This is a genomic window from Streptomyces radiopugnans (genome assembly GCF_900110735.1).
Taxonomy (GTDB): domain Bacteria; phylum Actinomycetota; class Actinomycetes; order Streptomycetales; family Streptomycetaceae; genus Streptomyces; species Streptomyces radiopugnans.
Window position 1 is genome coordinate 806196 of record NZ_FOET01000001.1, and the last position, 17062, is coordinate 823257.

At 75.4% G+C, this 17062-nt stretch carries 17 protein-coding genes and 1 riboswitch; of the genes, 9 read left to right on the forward strand and 8 right to left on the reverse strand.

What is annotated here, in order from left to right; all coding sequences use genetic code 11:
• Window positions 1–157: 157 nt before the first annotated feature.
• The gene (locus BMY40_RS03525; RefSeq protein ID WP_093655173.1) at window positions 158–781 is read left to right on the forward strand and encodes a sulfite oxidase-like oxidoreductase; all 624 of its coding nucleotides are present in this window, start codon (window positions 158–160) and stop codon (window positions 779–781) included.
• A gap of 74 nt (window positions 782–855) precedes the next feature.
• Here the strand turns inward: BMY40_RS03525 and BMY40_RS03530 are convergent, their stop codons facing one another.
• The 6 genes from BMY40_RS03530 to thiO all read right to left on the reverse strand — a co-directional run bounded on the left by BMY40_RS03530 (window position 856) and on the right by thiO (window position 7399).
• Window positions 856–1788, reverse strand: coding sequence for a deoxyribonuclease IV (locus tag BMY40_RS03530; RefSeq protein ID WP_093655175.1), 933 nt, complete (start codon window positions 1786–1788; stop codon window positions 856–858).
• 99 nt (window positions 1789–1887) lie between these two features.
• Complete coding sequence (locus tag BMY40_RS03535) at window positions 1888–2727, reverse strand: transglycosylase SLT domain-containing protein (protein WP_245769810.1); 840 nt, start codon at window positions 2725–2727, stop codon at window positions 1888–1890.
• A gap of 354 nt (window positions 2728–3081) precedes the next feature.
• Entirely contained in the window at window positions 3082–5064 is a 1983-nt protein-coding gene (gene pknB, locus BMY40_RS03540) for a Stk1 family PASTA domain-containing Ser/Thr kinase (RefSeq protein WP_177213850.1), read from the reverse strand.
• 153 nt (window positions 5065–5217) lie between these two features.
• Window positions 5218–6015, reverse strand: coding sequence for a thiazole synthase (locus BMY40_RS03545; protein WP_093655177.1), 798 nt, complete (start codon window positions 6013–6015; stop codon window positions 5218–5220).
• An 8-nt stretch (window positions 6016–6023) separates the two neighbouring features.
• Window positions 6024–6257 (reverse strand): sulfur carrier protein ThiS, encoded by a 234-nt coding sequence (gene thiS, locus BMY40_RS03550; RefSeq protein ID WP_093655179.1) that lies wholly within the window; start codon window positions 6255–6257, stop codon window positions 6024–6026.
• Window positions 6254–7399: a glycine oxidase ThiO gene (gene thiO / locus BMY40_RS03555; protein ID WP_093655181.1), complete on the reverse strand. Its 1146-nt coding sequence runs from the start codon at window positions 7397–7399 to the stop codon at window positions 6254–6256. The genes thiS and thiO overlap by 4 nt, the downstream gene beginning before the upstream one ends.
• A riboswitch (TPP riboswitch) is annotated at window positions 7396–7508 on the reverse strand. (Overlaps the previous gene by 4 nt.)
• 244 nt (window positions 7509–7752) lie before the next feature.
• On the opposite strand from thiO, the gene BMY40_RS03560 reads away from it, so the two are divergent.
• From BMY40_RS03560 to BMY40_RS03580, 5 genes are all read left to right on the forward strand, one after another.
• Entirely contained in the window at window positions 7753–8946 is a 1194-nt protein-coding gene (locus BMY40_RS03560; protein ID WP_245769857.1) for an NAD(P)/FAD-dependent oxidoreductase, read from the forward strand.
• Window positions 8947–8979: 33 nt separating this feature from the next.
• On the forward strand, window positions 8980–9345 hold the full coding sequence (locus tag BMY40_RS03565; protein WP_093655183.1) for an Rv2175c family DNA-binding protein: 366 nt from the start codon (window positions 8980–8982) through the stop codon (window positions 9343–9345).
• A 136-nt stretch (window positions 9346–9481) separates the two neighbouring features.
• Complete coding sequence (thiE, locus tag BMY40_RS03570; protein ID WP_093655185.1) at window positions 9482–10129, forward strand: thiamine phosphate synthase; 648 nt, start codon at window positions 9482–9484, stop codon at window positions 10127–10129.
• A gap of 109 nt (window positions 10130–10238) precedes the next feature.
• Entirely contained in the window at window positions 10239–11156 is a 918-nt protein-coding gene (gene metF, locus BMY40_RS03575; RefSeq protein WP_093655187.1) for a methylenetetrahydrofolate reductase [NAD(P)H], read from the forward strand.
• A gap of 22 nt (window positions 11157–11178) precedes the next feature.
• On the forward strand, window positions 11179–12228 hold the full coding sequence (locus BMY40_RS03580) for a hypothetical protein (RefSeq protein WP_245769811.1): 1050 nt from the start codon (window positions 11179–11181) through the stop codon (window positions 12226–12228).
• A 58-nt stretch (window positions 12229–12286) separates the two neighbouring features.
• Here the strand turns inward: BMY40_RS03580 and BMY40_RS03585 are convergent, their stop codons facing one another.
• Complete coding sequence (locus tag BMY40_RS03585) at window positions 12287–13798, reverse strand: phytoene desaturase family protein (RefSeq protein WP_093655189.1); 1512 nt, start codon at window positions 13796–13798, stop codon at window positions 12287–12289.
• Window positions 13799–14044: 246 nt separating this feature from the next.
• Window positions 14045–14695, reverse strand: coding sequence for a TetR/AcrR family transcriptional regulator (locus tag BMY40_RS03590; protein ID WP_093655191.1), 651 nt, complete (start codon window positions 14693–14695; stop codon window positions 14045–14047).
• A gap of 330 nt (window positions 14696–15025) precedes the next feature.
• On the opposite strand from BMY40_RS03590, the gene BMY40_RS03595 reads away from it, so the two are divergent.
• The 3 genes from BMY40_RS03595 (at window position 15026) to BMY40_RS03605 (ending at window position 17054) form a co-directional block, all read left to right on the forward strand.
• On the forward strand, window positions 15026–15535 hold the full coding sequence (locus BMY40_RS03595) for an SAV_6107 family HEPN domain-containing protein (protein ID WP_245769812.1): 510 nt from the start codon (window positions 15026–15028) through the stop codon (window positions 15533–15535).
• Between the two features lie 103 nt (window positions 15536–15638).
• On the forward strand, window positions 15639–16421 hold the full coding sequence (locus tag BMY40_RS03600) for a methyltransferase (protein ID WP_093655193.1): 783 nt from the start codon (window positions 15639–15641) through the stop codon (window positions 16419–16421).
• Between the two features lie 222 nt (window positions 16422–16643).
• The gene (locus tag BMY40_RS03605; protein ID WP_093655195.1) at window positions 16644–17054 is read left to right on the forward strand and encodes a DUF3040 domain-containing protein; all 411 of its coding nucleotides are present in this window, start codon (window positions 16644–16646) and stop codon (window positions 17052–17054) included.
• Window positions 17055–17062 lie beyond the last annotated feature (8 nt).

Sequence of the window (17062 nt, forward strand, 5' to 3'; positions counted from 1 at the left end):
TACCTAGAGGTCCCGGCCGGATGGGCGCATCCTCGCACTATCGACCGTTTTGATCCAGTAGGCGGGCATTCGCCGATATCGTAACGGTTCGCCCCCTTGCCGGGTCGCGGTGCGGGCGCGGTCACGGGCATCCCCGGCGGTCTGTCACCATGGAGGCATGGTTCAGCCGGAAAGCCGCGAAGGGGAGCGTGTCCAGCTTCCGCCGGGGCAGCGGGTCCAGCGCGGCTGGCCGGTGACGCACTACGGCCCGGTCCCCAGGTTCCGGCCCGAGCGCTGGGAGTTCCGTGTCTTCGGGGCCACCGCCGACGGGGGCACGTACCGCTGGAGGCACGAGGAGTTCTCCGCGCTGCCCCATGAGACCGTGGTCGCCGACCTGCACTGCGTCACCCGGTTCAGCATGCTGGGCGTCGAGTGGGGCGGGGTGCGCACCCGCACGCTCCTCGGCCTCGCGCCGCCCGCGCCGGAGGTCACCCATGTGATGGTGTGGGCCGAGTACGGCTACAGCGCCAACCTTCGGCTGGCGGACTTCACCGCCGACCACACGCTCTTCGCCACCCACCGCGCCGGTGAGCCGCTCACGGCCGAGCACGGCTTCCCGCTGCGGCTGGTCGTACCCCATCTGTACGCCTGGAAGGGCCCCAAGTGGGTGCGGGGCGTGGAGTACATGACCACCGACCGCCGGGGCTTCTGGGAGGAGCGCGGCTACCACAACATCGGCGACCCCTGGCGCGAGCAGCGCTACTCGTACCAGGAGGAGCCGGGCGACGGCCCAGAGCCGTAGCCGTCCGCCACCCGTCCCCGCGGCCCTCTTCCGCGCCCTCCCCGCGGCCCTCCTCCCGCCCTCCGGGCGCCGCGTCAGCCCCTGAGTTCCTTCAGCCGGGCCACGTCCGCCGCGTGCCCCTCCCTGCCGCCCGGGGTCTCGATGACCAGGGGCACGCCCTCGGTCGCCGGATGGCGGAACAGCTCGCGGAAGGGCTCGGCGCCGATGTGGCCCGCGCCGATGTTCGCGTGGCGGTCCTTGCGGGCGCCGGCGACGTCCTTGGAGTCGTTGGCGTGGATCAGCCGCAGCCGCCCCTCGCCTGCCACCGCCACCACCTCGTCCAGCAGCGCCTTCATGCCGCCCCCGGCCGCCGTGTCGTGCCCGGCGGCGAAGGCGTGGCAGGTGTCCAGGCAGACCCCGAGCCGGGGGTGCCGCTCCAGGGCGTCGAAATAGGGGCCCAGGTCCTCGGCCCGCGCGCACAGCGAGGCGCCCTGGCCCGCCGTCGGCTCCAGCAGCAGCCACGGGTCCTGCGAGTCCTCGCCCGGATCCAGCTCCTCCAGCAGCGGCAGCATCCGCTCGCGCACCTGGGCCAGCGCCGTGGCGCGGTCGCGTCCGCCGGTGGCCGAGCCGGTGTGGACGACCACGCCCAGGGCGCCGATCCGCCGGGCGCGCCGCAGCGAGTGGCGCAGGGAGGTCGCGGACAGCTCGGCCGTGGCCTCGGTGTGCGAACCGAAGTTGATCAGGTAGGGCGCGTGGACGTAGGCCGGGATCCCCTCGTCCGCGCAGGCCGTGCGGAAGGCCTCGTCCTGCCGCGGGTCGCCTGCCGGGGTGGCCCAGCCGCGCGGGTTGGCGACGAAGACCTGCACGGTCTCGGCGCTGATCTCACGGGCGTACGCCAGGCCCTTGGCGGCGAGTCCGCCGGCGACGGCGACATGGCTGCCGACGGGGTTGCGGGCGCGGCGGGACGCGGGGGCGGGCGTGGAGGAGGGGGAGGGGAGGGCGTCGTGCGGGGAAGGTGCGGTGCTCACACATCGAGGGTGCCAGGCCCCCGCGGCGGACGGCCCGGCGGCCCGCTCGTGGTGAGCGGGCCGCCGGGCCGTCCGCGAAGGCCCTCGGCCGGCAGCCGGTCAGTAGGCCGAGTCGACGTTGTCCATGGAGCCGTACCGGTCGGCGGCGTAGTTGCACGCGGCGACGATGTTGGCCACCGGGTCGTACAGGTCGTACTTGGTGCCCTCGACGTGGTAGGCGTCGAAGGTGGGCTGGATCACCTGGAGCAGTCCCTTGGAGGGCACGCCGTTGCGGGCGTTGACGTCCCAGTTGTTGATGGCCCGCGGGTTGCCGCTGGACTCGCGCATGATGTTGCGGTGGATGCCCTCGTAGGTGCCGGGGATGCCCTCGCGCTCCATGATGGCCAGGGCCTCGCGGATCCAGCCGTCCAGGTTGTCCGGGTAGGAGGCGGCGCCGCGCTGCTCGCGCTCGTACGCCCGCTCCAGGGACTTCCTGTCGCGCTCGCCCCAGTTGCCGCCGTCGCCCCAGCCGCCGCGGTCGTGCGAGCGGTCGGCGGCCCTCTCGCGGGTGGAGTCGCGGTCGGCGGCGGCCTCGCGCTCGGCCTTCTCCTCGGCCCGGGCGGCCTTCTCCCCGGCTCGGCGCTCCTTCTCGGCGGCGGCCTCGCGGGCCTCGGCCTGGGCCTGCTGGTAGGAGCCGGAGAACTGCGCCCGCAGGCCGCCCTGCCCGGTGGCGAGCTCCTCGGCCTGGGCGGCCTGCTCCCCCGGGAGCGATACCGGCGCGGACGCGGGCTTCCCGCCGGGCGAGGGGGTGGCCTGCTCGGCGCCCGCCGGGGCGAGGCCGAGCGCCAGGGTGGCGGCGCCGGTGGCCGCGGCGACGCCGATGGCGGAGAACCTGTGGGTGCCGGTCATGCGGGCGGCGCCGGACACGCGGAACTGTTCGAGAACGCGGAACACGGACATGGGGGAGGAGGACCTCTTCCGATCGCTTGCGTCGCGGAGCCGGATCAGCCGGGCCGGCCATGGGGCCGAGCGGGGTTGCGCCGGGTTGCTCCCTCGGCGCTGGCGACCGTTGCATTGTTAGCGGCCGGAACTTATGAGGACAAAAACGCGAAGTACTACCCGGAGTCGTGGATATCCGGCGGAACGGGCCCGCGAGGGCCGATCTCGGCAGTTCAGGCGGTCGCAGTGTCCACTATGCGGCTTCGTAAGTGATCTGGGTCCTATGGGACGGTTCACAACGGCTGCCCGTTCAAGCAACCCTCCGTGCCCGGACGGCTGCGCTCGGGTCGGCCCGGCCGGGCCGGTGCGCTCCGCTCAGCGCACCCAGACGGTGATCTCCGAGCCGCGCGGGGCCCGCTCGCCGGCGGCGACGGACTGGTCGAAGACGGTGCCGGTGAAGAAGACCCTGCGGACCCTCACCTCGAAGCCCGCCTTCTCCAGGGACCGCCGGGCCTCGTCCTCCTCCAGCCCCTCCACGTCCGGGACCTCGATCATCTCCGGCCCCTTGGAGACGGTCAGCGTCACGGTGTCGCCCTCGGCCGCGACCGCGCCCTCGCGGGGCGACTGCCGGGCGACCGTGCCCTCGTCCTCCTCGGAGAACACCCGTTCCGGGGCCGTCCGCACCTTCAGCCCGGCCTCCTCCAGCCGCTGCCGGGCCGTGCCCTCGTCCTCGCCGACGACGCCGGGCACCTCGACCCGCGCGCCCTTGGAGAGGACGAGCGCCACGGCCGTGCCCGGACGGCGCACACTGCCCGCCCCGGGATCGGTGCGGGCCACCGAGCCCCGCTCCACCTTCCCGGAGAACTCCCTGGTCACCATGCCGGGCTCCAGCCCGGCGGCCTTGATCTTCCGGCGCGCCTCGTCCGGCGTGTCGCCCGTCACATCGGGGACCTCGACCCGTTCCGGGCCCTGGGAGACGGTGATGGTCACCGTGCCGTTCCCGCGGATGCGCTCACCGCGGCCGGGATCGGTGCCGATGACATGGCCCCGCTCCACGGTGTCGCTGTAGTCCCGGACGATCCGCCACTCCAGCCCGGCCTCCTCGACCGTCCGCTTGGCCTGGGCCTCGGTCATGTCGAGCACCCCGGGAGTCCTGGTGAACTGCCCGGAGTTGATGTACCAGACGCCCAGCACCGCGCCGACGACCAGCAGGACGGCGGTGACCAGCGCGGGCACCGAACGTCCGGATCCGCGGCCCGCACCCCGCCGGCGGCGCGCGCCCGGTCCGGGCCCCCCGGGCTCCCCCGGCTCCGTCCGTACGGCGGCCGGCCGGGGCAGGACGGCGGTGCGGTTCAGCGCCTCCCCGGCGCCCCCGGTCTCCTCCGGACCGGCGCCGGCGGCGGCCTCCGGCGCGCGGCGCGGGAGGACGGCGGTGCTGTCCTCGGAGCCGGCGGGAGGGCGGGAGCCGCCCCGGCCGGCGGCGGCCGGGGGCAGCGCGTCCAGCTCCTCGCCGGTCAGCGCCTCCTTCACGGCCCCGACCTCGGCGAGCAGCTCCACGGCGTCGGCCGGCCGCCGCCCGGGGTCGCGGGCGGTGGTACGGGCCACCAGGCCGTCCAGGGCGGGGGCGAGGCCGGGCACGGCGGCCGAGGGGGCCGGGACGTCCTCCTGGAGGTGCTGGTAGAGCACCTGGGCCGGAGTGCCGCCGGCGTGCGGCTTGGAGCCGGTCAGCATCTCGTACAGCACCACGCCGCAGGCGTAGACGTCCGCGCGGGCGTCGGCGGTGCCGTTCTCGATCTGCTCGGGCGCCAGGTAGGAGACGGTGCCCAGCACCGAGCCGGTGGAGGCGGACGTCTGGGAGCCCACGGCCCGCACCAGGCCGAAGTCGGCGACCTTCACCCGCCCGTCGTCCCCTATCAGGACGTTCTCCGGCTTCACGTCGCGGTGCACCAGGCCGGCCAGATGGGCGGCGCCCAGCGCGGCGAGCACGGCCTCCAGGACGTCCAGGGCGGCGCGCGGCTGGAGCGCCCCGCGCTCGCGCAGCACGTCGCGCAGCGTGCAGCCCTGGACGTACTCCATGGCCAGGTAGACGTAGCCCCCGTCCTCGCCCTGGTCGAAGACCCCCACCACGTTGGGGTGGGCCAGACGGGCCGCGGACTTGGCCTCCTGGATGAACCGGCCGACGAACGAGGCGTCGGCCGCGAGGGAGGGGTGCATCACCTTCAGGGCGAGCACCCGGTCCAGCCGGGTGTCCACCGCCCGGTAGACCGTGGCCATGCCGCCGACGGCGATCCGCGCCTCCACGCGGTACCGGCCGTCGAGCACGTGCCCGATCAACGGGTCCCGAAGGGTCGTGTCCACGGCGCAGAGTCTACGAGCCGCCGCCCGCACGGCCGACCGAACCGGCGCAGGCGCACCGGAGTGCGGCGGAACGGTGACGAAACCGCCGCCGCGCCGCGATGTCGGGAGGGGAACCGCGGACGGCCGCCCGCGGGCCGGTCAGCCGAAGACCGGTCACCCGAAGGCCGGCCGCTCCGGATCGAGGTCCGCCATCCCCTCCGCCGGCGAGGACGCCAGCGCGAAGTGGCGGCGCGGGATCCGGCCCGCCCGGTACGCCAGCCGCCCCGCCTCCACCGCGTGCCGCATCGCCTCGGCCATCAGCACCGGCTCCTGGGCGCGGGTGACGGCGGAGGCCAGCATCACCGCCGCGCAGCCCAGCTCCATGGCGAGGGCGGCGTCCGAGGCGGTGCCCGCGCCCGCGTCCAGGATGACCGGCACGGACGCCCGCTCGGTGATGAGCCGGAAGTTGTGCGGGTTGCGGATGCCCAGACCGGAGCCGATGGGCGAGCCCAGCGGCATGACCGCCGCACAGCCCACGTCCTCCAGCCGCCGCGCCAGCACCGGATCGTCGCTGGTGTACGGCAGGACGGTGAAGCCGTCGTCGACCAGCGTCTCGGCGGCCTCCAGCAGCTCCACCGGGTCGGGCAGCAGGGTGCGCTCGTCGGCGACGACCTCCAGCTTGACCCAGTCGGTGCCCAGCGCCTCGCGGGCCAGCCGGGCGGTGAGCACGGCCTCCCCGGCGGTGAAGCAGCCGGCGGTGTTGGGCAGCACGCGGATGCCGTGCCGCTTGAGCACCGACAGCACCGAGCCGGAGACGGTCGGGTCCAGGCGCCGCATCGCCACGGTGGTCAGCTCGGTGCCCGAGGCGAGCAGCGCCCGCTCCAGCACGTCCAGGCTGGGCGCGCCGCCCGTGCCCATGATGAGGCGGGAGGTGAAGGCGGTGCCGCCGATGGTGAGGATGTCGTCCGCCATGGTTCTCCTCAGCCTCCCTGCACAGCGGTCAGGACCTCGACCCGGTCGCCCTCGCCCAGCGGGGTCGACGGCCACTGCCCGCGCGGCACGACGGTCTCGTTGACGGCCGCGGCGACGCCTGCGGACGCGGTGGTCAGGGACGCCACGACCGCGTCGAGGGCGAGACCGGCCGCGATCTCGCGCGGCTCGCCGTTGACGGTGACGGTGACGGTGGCGGCGGTACGGGGTGCGCCGGTGTTCATACGGGGCTCTCCTGAAGCGTGCGGTCGAAGCGCCGGGGGGTGAACGGGCGTGCCTCCTCGGGGAGTTCGCCGGTGGTCAGGACCTGGGCCAGGGCGTCGCCGGTGACCGGGGCGAGCAGCACCCCGTTGCGGTGGTGGCCGGTGGCCAGGTGCAGGCCGGGCAGGGCGGTCGGGCCGAGCAGCGGGGCGTTGTCGGGGGAGCCGGGGCGCAGCCCCGCGCGGGTCTCCACCAGTGGCAGCTCGGTGATGCCGGGCACCAGCTCGTGCGCGTCGCGCAGCAGCTCGTAGACGCCGCCGGCCGTCACGGTGGTGTCCCAGCCCTGCTCCTCGCTGGTCGCGCCCAGCACCAGCTCGCCGTCGGCCCGCGGCACCAGGTAGACGTGCCCGCCGCGCACCAGGGCCCGCACGGTGCGCGAGAGGAAGGGGGCGTACGGACCGGGGATCCGCAGCCGCAGGACCTGGCCCTTGACCGGGCGCACCGGCGGCAGCACCTCCCGGGGCACCCCCGCCAGCCGGCCGCTTTCGCTGCCCGCCGCCAGTACCACCTGGTCGGCCTCCAGCGCGGTGCCGTCGGCCAGCACCACCCCGGCCGCCCGGTCGCCGGACAGGGACAGCCGCTCGGCCCGCTGCCGCACGAAACGGACCCCGGCCCGCTCGCAGGCGGCCAGCAGGGCGGCCGTCAGCCGGCGCGGATCGGTCTGGTGGTCGCCGTCCACGCGCAGCCCGCCGCGCACACCGGGAGCGAGCATCGGCTCCAGACGGCGGCACTCGCGGCCGGTCAGCCACGCCGACTCCAGCCCGCAGCGCCGGTGCAGCGCGTGCAGCTCCCGCAGATGGGCCCGGTCGTCGGCGTCCAGGGCGACGGCCAGCGTGCCGCAGGCGCGGTAGCCGGTCCCCAGGCCCGAGGCATCCTCCAACTCGGCGGTGAAGGCCGGATAGCGGCGCGCCGAGGCCAGGTTGAGGGCGAGCAGGGACTCCTCGCCGTAGTGCAGCTCGGTGACGGCCGCCAGCATCCCGGCCGCCACCTGGGCGGCGCCGCCGCCCGGCGCCGGGTCGACGACCGCGACCCGCGCCCCCCGCAGGGCGGTCCGCCAGGCCGTGGCCAGCCCGATGACGCCACCGCCGATGATCAGCACGTGCATGGTGCAGTGCCCCTCCCTTCGCCGGAATGACCCGGATCAGGTTCGTACGGTCGGAGGCCGCGCAAGCCTCCCTCTCAGCCCGGTGCGCCGGGCTCCCGCGCTTCTTCTGGTTCGCCGGTCCGCTGGTTCGGTCCGGGGGCCTTCCCGTCTCCCCGGACGCCGGCCACCCTATCCGCGCGCCCGCCGGGGCTGAAGGGCGGTACGGGCGCCGGCGGCGCGGCGGCTGTGGCAGGGGTCTCACCGGGCCCCGCCGCGCGGCTGCCCGGCGGCCCGCCCCGACCTCCTACAGTGATCGCGTGAGCGTGCGAACCGAGCAGCAGAGCAGGCAGCGGATCCTCGTCGTCGGCGCCGGGATGGCCGGGGTGCAGACCGCCGTACAGCTGCGTGAGCAGGGCTGGCCGGGAGGGATCACCCTGGTCGGCGCCGAGCCCCACCGGCCGTACGACCGGCCGCCGCTGTCCAAGGCCGTGCTGCTGGGCAGGGCGCCCGGGTCCGCCTTCGACGTCGACTTCGGCGCGCTGGAGGTGGATCTGCGCCTGGGCACGGCCGTCACCGGGCTGCGCACCGGCGACCGGGAGGCGGACACCGACGCCGGCCCGGTGCCCTACGACGGCCTGGTCGTCGCCACCGGCGCCGAGCCGATCCCCCTGCCCGGCGCCGAGGGCGTCCCCGGGGTGTACCTGCTGCGCACCCTCGACGACGCCGAGCGGCTGCGGCCGGTGCTCGCCGGGCGCCGGGAGGTGGTGGTCGTCGGGGCCGGCTGGATCGGCGCCGAGTTCGCCACCGCGGCCCGCGAGGCCGGCTGCCGGGTGACCGTGGTGGAGGCCGCGGACCAGCCGCTGGCCGGGGCGCTGCCGCCGCCCGTCGCGGCCCGGATGCGCGCCTGGTACGGCGAGGCGGGTGCCGAACTGCGCACCGGGTGCGCCGTCACCGGCGTCGCCGCGTCCGGCACGCCGGACGACCCGGTGTGCGAGGTGGAGCTGTCCGACGGCTCGGTGCTGACCGCGGGCGCGGTCGTCGTCGGGATCGGCGCGCGCCCGGCCACCGGCTGGCTGGCGGGTTCCGGCGTGGCGCTGGGCGAGGACGGCTCGGTCCTCGCCGACGAGCGGCTGCGCGCCTCCGCCCCCGGCGTCCACGCCGTCGGGGACTGCGCCTCCTACCCGTCGGCCCGCTACGGCCGCCGCCTGCTGGTCCACCACTGGGACAACGCGCTCCAGGGGCCGCGCACGGTCGCCTCGGGCCTGGTCTCCGGACAGGCCGAGACGCCGGTGTACGACCCGGTGCCGTACTTCTGGTCCGAGCAGTTCGGCCGCTTCGTCCAGTACGCGGGCCACCACACCGGCGACGACGAGATGCTGTGGCGCGGCGATCCGGCGGACGCGGCCTGGTCGGTGTGCTGGCTGCGCGGCGGTGTGCTGCGCGCCCTGCTGGCCGTGGGCCGCCCGCGCGACCTGGCCCAGGGGCGGAAGCTGATCGAACGCGGCACAGCCCTGGACCCGGTGCGGGCCGCCGACCCGTCCGTCCCCCTTAAGAGCGCGGCCCGCTAGTGGCTGTCGGTGGCAGATGGCAGGCTGGTTCTCGTGAACGAGATTGACGCGAAGACCGATGCTCTCGTCCCGGCCTGGCTCACCCTCCCCGACGTCGCCGAGAGGCTCGGCGTCGAGGTGACGCGCGTGCGGCAGCTGGTCAGGGAGGGCCAGCTCATCGCGGTGCGCCGCGGTGAGAACCGGGTGCTCCAGGTGCCCGCCGACTTCATCGGCGAGGGCCGGGTGGTGAAGGGCCTGACCGGGACCATCACGCTGCTCAGGGACGACGGCTTCAGTGACGAGGAGATGCTGGAGTGGCTGTTCACGCCCGATGACACCCTGCCCGGCACCCCGGCGCAGGCCCTGCGCGAGAATCGCGGCACCGAGGTGAAGCGGCGCGCCCAGGCGCTGGCCGTCTGAGCGGCGCGGCCACCGCGGACGACCCGGCCCGGCAGGGCCGGACACGGCGAACCGTACGACCGATCACCGGCGTGCGGGTCCCGGCGCCCACCCGGGCGCCGAGGCCCGCACGCCTCGTTCCGGGGGGGATTCCCGCATGGCAGCGACCGCACGCGAGCGGCTCGGCGACGCCCGTCTGTACCTGTGCACGGACGCGCGCAGGGAGCGCGGCGACCTGGCTGAGTTCCTGGACGCCGCGCTCTCCGGCGGCGTCGACATCGTGCAGCTGCGCGACAAGTCCCTGGAGGCCGCCGAGGAGCTGGAGCACCTGGCCGTCCTCGCCGAGGCCTGCCGCCGCCACGGGAAGCTGATGGCGGTCAACGACCGGGCGGACGTCGCCCACGCCGCCGGCCCGGACGTGCTGCACCTGGGGCAGGGCGACCTGCCGGTGCCGGCCGCCCGCGCGATCCTGGGCGACGGCGTCCTGATCGGCCGCTCCACCCACGCCGAGGCCGAGGTGGACGCGGCGCTGTCCGAGTCGGGCGTGGACTACTTCTGCACCGGCCCCTGCTGGCCCACCCCCACCAAGCCCGGCCGCCCCGCCCCGGGGCTCTCCCTGGTGCGGTACACCGCGCGGCTGCGGCCGGAGCGGCCCTGGTTCGCCATCGGCGGGATCGACGCCTCCAACCTGGACCGGGTGCTGGAGGCCGGGGCGCGGCGGGTGGTGGTGGTCCGCGCGATCACCGAGGCGGACGACCCGGGAGCCGCCGCCGCGGACCTCGCCGCGCGGCTGCGGTCGGCCTGAGGCGGCCCCGCCCGGGGCGGGTGTCCACCCACTGGACGGCAAGCGGGCCAAAAAGACATATCGCCCCGGGGATGCGGTGTGCGGCCGGGGCGCCGGTTAGCCTGCCGACATGGCCCTCGGTACCCCTTCCACCAGGACGGATCGCGCGCGAACCGTCCGCGAGCTGCTCGCCTCCGGTGAGCGCTCGTACTCCTTCGAGTTCTACGCGCCCAAGACGGAGAAGGGCGAGCGCACCCTCTGGAACGCCATCCGCCGTGTCGAGGCCGTCGCCCCCACCTTCGTGTCGGTGACCTACGGCGCCGGAGGCTCCTCCCGGGAGGGCACGGTGCGGGCCACCGAGCGGATCGCCACCGAGACGACCCTCACCCCGGTCGCCCACCTCACCGCGGTGGACCACTCGGTGGCCGAGCTGCGCAACGTCATCGGCCAGTACGCGGACGCCGGCATCCGCAACATGTTCGCCGTCCGCGGCGACCCGCCCGGCGACCCCACCGGCGAGTGGGTACCGCATCCGCAGGGCATCACCTACGCCGCCGAGCTCGTCCGGCTCATCAAGGAGTCGGGGGACTTCTGCGTCGGTGTGGCAGCCTTCCCCGAGATGCACCCGCGCTCGGCGGACTGGGACAGTGACATCCGCCACTTCGTGGCCAAGTGCCGGGCCGGCGCCGACTACGCCATCACGCAGATGTTCTTCTACGCGGACGACTACCTGCGGCTGCGCGACCGGGTGGCCGCCGCGGGTTGCGACGTCCCGATCATTCCGGAGATCATGCCCGTCACGAGCGTGCGGCAGATCGAGCGGTTCGCGAAGCTGAGCAACGCCGCCTTCCCTCCGGACCTGGCCGAACGCATCCTCGCGGTGGAGCACGATCCGGCCGCTGTACGCTCGTTGGGAATCGAGTACGCCACGGAGCTGTGCGCGAGGCTGATGTCCGAGGACGTCCCCGGACTCCACTTCATCACGCTCAACCACTCCACGGCGACGCTGGAGATCTACGAGAATCTGGGCCTGCACCGGCGGGGCTAGAAGACGGGGTGGGAGGACGCACATGGGGTGGACGCTCCTCTACATCGCGTTCGGCATCGTCGCGGTCTGGCTGCTGGCCGAGGTGCTGCTGCAGTACAAGGCGAGGCTGCGCTGGCGGCTGCTGGCCTTCGGCGGCTTCTCGCTGGTGGTGCTGGGGGTGGTGGCGATCTCCTCGGTGCCGGTGTCGCTGACGGTCATCTCGCTCGGCGGAGCGGCCTTCGCCGTCGGCCAGACCTTCGTCACCCTCTCCTACCGGCGCGGCTTCACCGCGGGCTGGGCGCTGGGCGGCATGCCCGGCACCAGCAGGCGCCGCCGCGAGGTGCGGCCCATGCCGCCCCAGGACGCCGACCCGCACCTGGAGGTCTCCGGACTGGAGGTCCACGAGCCGAAGCCCCCCGCGTACAGCCCGGAGCCGCTGCCCGACGACACCGGCGGCTACGGCGTCTACGAGCGGGACGCCTCCTCCGGGCAGCCGGGGGAGCGGTACGAGGAGCAGGAGCGGTACGGCGGGCAGGAGCAGTACGGCGGGCAGGAGCAGTACGGGGAGCAGGAGCGGTACGGCGGGCAGGAGCAGTACGGGGAGCAGGAGCGGTACGGCGGGCAGGAGCAGTACGGGGGTCAGGAGCAGTACGAGGCCCCGTACACGACCGGTGACTACACGGGCCACCCCGGCTACGACCAGGGCGGCCAGTACGCCGGGTCGTACGACTACGGCTACGGCGCGGGCGGCGAGCAGCAGCAGTACGCCGCCTACTCCGACCCGTACGCCGACGCCTCCGGCCGGCCCGCCTACGACACGCAGAGCGACCAGGCCGCCCAGGGCTCCCAGGGTTACGCCTTCGACTCCTCCTACGACTCCTACGGCGGCGGATACGGCACCGGCCACCCCGCCGACCCGTACGCCGGCCAGACCCCGCCCGGCGGGGTCTGGGTGCCGCAGCAGCGCGGTTCCGAGCCGCAGCCCGGCCAGTACGGCGAGGACGGCGGGTACGGAGGGTACGGATACGGCGAGGGCGGCCACGACCCGGCCCCGGGAGCCGCCCACCCCTACGGCGAGCAGCCCCGCTACTGAGCCGCGCGGCCGCCCGTCCCGCCCCGGCGGCACCCCGCTCCGGCCTCGCCCGGCCCGGTCACCGGGAGCCGCGCCAGTCGTCGCCCTCGACGATCAGCCCGGCGGCCAGCGCCCCCGACATCCCGGCGTGCGCCAGCCCGCCACCGGGGTGGGCCGAACCGCCCACCCGGTACAGCCCGGCCGTACCCGTCGAGTTGGCCGCACGCAGAAAGGCTCCGTCCGCCCCCGCCAGAGCGGGGGCGGGCACCGCGCCACCGGGGGCCCCGGTCTCCCGCTCGGTGTCGGCGGGGGTGCGCACCTCGCGCCACAGCACCCGCCCGCCCAGGCCGAGCCCGGCGGCGTCCGCGGCGGCCAGTGCCTCGTCCGCGGCCCGCTCGGCCGCGCCCGGCGCCGTCCAGTCCACGGCCCCGCCGTCCTCGCCCCCGGCGCCGGTCCGGCCGGCCGGCGGTCCGGCCGCCCCCGCGCGGTGCGGCGGCACGGTCACCGACAGCACCGCCGACTCGTGCTCCGCGTCGGGAACCAGTGCCGGATCGCCGGGCCGCAGCACGGTGACGACGCGCGTCGTGCCGCCCGGCCCCCCGGTGTGCACCACCGTGCGGTGGACGGTGCCCTCGGGCCGGGCGCCGCGCAGCGCGAGCAGCACGGTGAGCCGTCCCGTCGCGTAGCCGGGGCCGCCGTCCGCCGCGCTGGCCCGGCCGCCGTACATCGGCCGGGGATCGATTCCGCAGACCACGGCGTCGGCCTCCGCCCGCCTGCCGTCGGCCAGCTCCACCCCGGTGGCCCGGCCGCCCTCCACGGTGATCCCGGACACCGCCGTGCCGAACCGGAACTCCACCCCGCGCGCCAGGCAGCGCTCGTACACCGCGTCCGCCAGCGCGCGCATCCCGCCGCCGACGTACCAGGTGCCGAAGGTCTGCTCCAGATACGGCAGGACGGCGGCGCTCGCCGGGGTGCGGCGCGGGTCGAGGCCGTGGGCGAGCGCATGGCTCTCCAGCAGTGCCACCAGCCGCGGGTCGCGCAGCTCGGAGCGGGCGATCTCGGACAGGAAGGGGGCGCGGCGGCGCAGCAGCCCGCGCCGCGGCGCCGGATACGGATCGCGGCCGAGCGGCGCGCGGTCGCCGGCGGCTGTCAGCGGCTCCTCCAGCAGCGGGCGCCGGGTGGCCTCCCACGTCCGGCGGCCCCTGCCCAGCAGCTCGCTCCACCGCTCTCCCGCCCCCGCGCCGATGGCCGCGTCCAGGGCGTCGACCGTACCCGCCCGGGACCCGCCGGGCAGGCGGACGGACGTGCCGTCGGCGAAGACGTGGCGGACGGCCGGGTCCACCTCGGTCAGCGCGACGCACTCCTCCAGCGGCTCGCGGCCGGTCTTGACGAAGAGGTCCCGCCAGACGGCGGGCAGGTACAGCAGTCCGGGACCGGTGTCGAAACCGAATCCGTCCCGCTCCAGGCGGCGCACCGCGCCGCCGTGGGTCCCCGCCCGCTCGTACACCGTCACCCGGTGGCCCGCCACGGCCAGCCGGGCGGCGGCGGCCATGGCGCCCATACCGGCGCCGATCACCACAGTCCGTGCCATGACCAGGCACTCTAACCGGGGCGCGGTAACACCTTCGAAGGGCCGTACGCAGTAGATGAGTAGAAGTACCTGAGTCCGGTTCTGAGTAGCCGTACGGATGGGCTTCACCAGGCGTGGACGGCAGAGTCGGAGACGACGGGAAACGCGGCGTCGCACCGCCGGCACGGGGCGGCGGAACGGCGCGGCGGCCGTCTGTAGGGGGAACGCTCGGGGGACACGGGGGACGGGAGCGGGCGGTACGGCCGATCAGCCGGACCGCCCGCTCCCGCCGATCCGGCCCCGCAGCAGCCGCGACAGCGCGCCGTGCACCTCCTCCAGCGGCCGCTCCGGCTGGAACGCCTTCCAGTCCAGCGCCGTCGTCAGCAGCGTCCCGACCACGGCCGAGGCCGTCAGGGACACGTCCGCGTCCTCGTCCGGCCAGCCGGATCCCGGCCCGCCGGGCCACTCGGGGCCGCCGGGGCCCGCCCCGCCGCGCAGCGCCTCCTCCACCACGGCCACGACCTGCCGCCGCACGGCCGTCAGGGTGGCGTGCCAGGGTCGGCTGGTGCGCCACAGCTCGGCGACGTAGAGCTGGGCGAAGGCCGGGCAGCGGTCGGCGAAGACCAGACCGGCCCGGATCATCGCGTCCAGGACCTCCGGGCGCCCGCCACCGCGTCCGGCCGCGTCGGCGGCGGCCTGCTCCAGCGAGGCGGACAGCAGCCCGACGCCGTGCCGCAGCAGGGCCTCCAGCAGTCCGGTCTTGCTGCTGAAGTTGTAGTAGACCGTGCCCTTGGCGACTCCGGCGCGCTCGGCGATCTCCTCCACCGTGGTGGCGGAGAAGCCCTGCTCGGCCATGAGCGACACGGCCGCGTCGTAGAGCCTCTGCCGGGTGGCGTTCCATCGCGTGCCGCTGTCCATGGGCCGAATTTTCACAGAAACCGGGCAGAGGGGCGGGAGGGGAGGCGCGGGCGGAGGGGGAGGAGCGGCGCGGGCGGAGGCGGGGACCGGACCGGGCCCCGGGGAGCAGCCGGTCCGCCACCGGTCCGCGCGGCTCGCCGGACACTGTCCCCGTACGCCGGACGAGCCCGGACAGGGGGCGTTTGCCCAGGTCGGGGCCGATTGTCAGTGGCATGCGCAACGATGTTCCCATCGCGATCGCCGGTCGCGATCCGCGCGTGCGGACAGCACGGCGGAGAGCACGCGAACAGCACAGCCGTGACGGTCATGACGATGACAGGAGGTTCGCAGATGAACGGGCCCCCGGAGGATGTCCACCCCGTGCTGCGCAGGGCGTCGGCCCCGCCCGCCGCACTCGACCTGCTCGCCCAGGCGCGGCGCGGCCTCGAGGAGGCGGCGGAGCTGGAGCACCCCAACGACCGGTACGCCACCGCACACCTCGCCGCCCTGCGCACCGCCGCCGCGGTGCTCGCGGTGCGCGGCCGCCCCGAGTCCACCGCACGCGCCAGACGGCGCATACGCAGCGCCTGGGAGGTGCTGCCCGAGGTGGCGCCCGAGCTGGACGAGTGGTGCAGGCTGTTCGCCGCCGGGGCGGCCAAGCGCGCCCGTGCCGAGGCCGGCATCGCCGGCGCGGCCTGCCGGCGCGACAGTGACGACCTGATACGCGACGCGGGGATGTTCCTGCGCATCGTCGAGCAGATGCTGGTGCGGCAGCCCGTGCTGCCGCTCCCCAGGGCCACCGAGGAGCCGGGGGAGCGCGGCCGCCCGGGGGGTGAGGGCCCGCGGCTGCGAGCGGGCTGAGGCCGGGGCGCGGGGCGTCTCCCGGCCGCCCGGCCGGCCGTGCCGCCGCGGCGACGCAATAGGCTTGGGCCAGCCACGTCCGAGCCGCCTAGGAGCGTCCGCCATGTCCCGCCCCCACGCACACTTCCGCACCGCCGTGGTCTGGGAGGTCCTGCGGGAAGCACTCGACGACCGGGCCAAGGCCGCGGGCCGGGAGACGCTCGACGTCCTGGACACCGGCGGCGGCACCGGCAACTTCGCCGTGCCCGTCGCCCGGCTCGGCCACCGGGTCACCGTGGTGGATCCCAGCCCCGACGCGCTGTTCGCCCTGGAGCGCCGCGCGACCGAGGAGGGCGTGGCCGGCCGGGTGCGGGGTGTCCAGGGCGACGCGCACGGGCTGTTCGACGTGGCCGAGCGCGGCGGCTACGACGTGGTGCTCTGCCACGGGGTCCTGGAGTACGTCGACGACCCGGCGGAGGGGCTGCGCAACGTCGCGGCCGCGCTGCGCCCCGGGGGCGGCACCCTGAGCGTGCTCACCGCCGGGCTGGGCGGCGCGGTGCTCTCCCGCGCCCTGGCGGGGCACTTCACCGAGGCCCGCCGGGCGCTGACCGACCCCGACGGCCGGTGGGGCGGCGGGGACCCGGTGCCCCGGCGCTTCACCCCCGAGCGGCTCGCGTCCCTGGTCGCCGCCAACGGGCTGGAGGTCGGCGCGGTCCACGGCGTGCGGGTCTTCGCTGACCTGGTGCCCGGTGCGCTGGTGGACGCCGAGCCCGGCGCCACCGAGGCCCTGGCCCGGCTGGAGGAGGCGGTGGCGGAGCTGCCCGCCTTCCAGTCCGTCGCGGCGCACCTCCACGTACTCGCGCGTACCCGGGAGGGCTCCGCGCCGTTCGCCGACGAGGTGCGGTAGGCCACAGGCGACCCGAACGGCGGCTACCCGCCGTATGATCGAAGCACACCGATCGGCATGACGGTGCGGCGGCGGGGGAATGAGAAGCCCGACACCGCCGCCCGGCTCCCGGTCCCGGTGGCAGAACTGGCGTAGAGGGGCGGGTTTCACGGGGGCGAATCCCTGCCTATCCTTGAAGGGTCGCATCCGGTCGCCCCCGCGACCGACGAGTAGGAGGACTCCGTGCCGCTCTCTGAGCACGAGCAGCGGATGCTCGAGCAGATGGAGCGAGCGCTGTACGCCGAAGACCCCAAGTTCGCGACAGCGCTCGAGGGAAGCGAGCTGCGCACGTACACCCGGCGACGGGTCTACCAGGCGGTCGCGGGCTTTCTGGTGGGCGTCGCGCTCCTCATGGCCGGGATGGTCGCGAAGCTGGTCATCGTCAGTGTGCTGGGCTTCCTGGTGATGCTCGGCTGCGCCGTCCTCGCGGTGACGGGCTGGCGCAAGGCGCCCAAGCCCGGTGAGCAGCCCCCCGCCGGCCAGGGCCACGACGGAGGGGGCCGTCCGCACTCGCGAAGGCAGGGCAGGCCGCGCCGCTCGATGATGAACCGCATCGAGGACCGCTGGCAGCGCCGCCGGGACGAACAGCAGTAACGGTCCGC